This is a genomic window from Stutzerimonas kirkiae, from assembly GCF_004327335.1.
GTDB classification, from domain to species: domain Bacteria; phylum Pseudomonadota; class Gammaproteobacteria; order Pseudomonadales; family Pseudomonadaceae; genus Stutzerimonas; species Stutzerimonas kirkiae.
In genome coordinates, this window is the sequence record NZ_QJUO01000085.1 from 1 (window position 1) to 456 (window position 456).

General features: G+C 71.3%; 1 protein-coding gene. It reads right to left on the minus strand.

The genetic code is table 11. The features are described from left to right. Positions 1-119 precede the first annotated feature (119 nt). Positions 120-456: heme exporter protein CcmB (locus tag DNJ95_RS19135; protein ID WP_181953416.1), on the minus strand; the 337-nt coding region annotated here is incomplete at its 5' end.

Genomic DNA, 456 nt, shown 5'->3' on the forward strand with positions numbered 1-456 from the left:
GTACAGGACCAGGACCGCGACCCCGATGAGCGACGCGATGCCGAGGATGCGCGTGACGCGGGATCCCGTGCCCGTGGGTGCCGCCGGCACCGGTGAGGCGGCGCGGGAAGTGGTTGTCGTCATGCGTCCTCCATGAGGGGCCGGAACAGGAGCGCACCGAGGCTCAGATAGACCAGGGCGAAGATGCCGAGCAGCGCCACCCAGGACCAGCCCTGACCAGCCTCGCGCCCCATGCCCACCTCGAAGGCGCGGGTCGCCGCGATGAGCACGGGAGCGAGGAGGGGCAGGAGCAGCAATGGCAACAGGGTGTCGCGGGTTCGCAGGCGGGCGGACAGCGCCCCGTAGACCGAACCGGAGCCGGCGATGCCCAACGTGGCGGCCACCGCAGCGGTGAGAAGGAGCGGGAAGCCGCCGAACGTGGTGCCGTAGAAGATCGCCACCCCGACGGCGAGGACC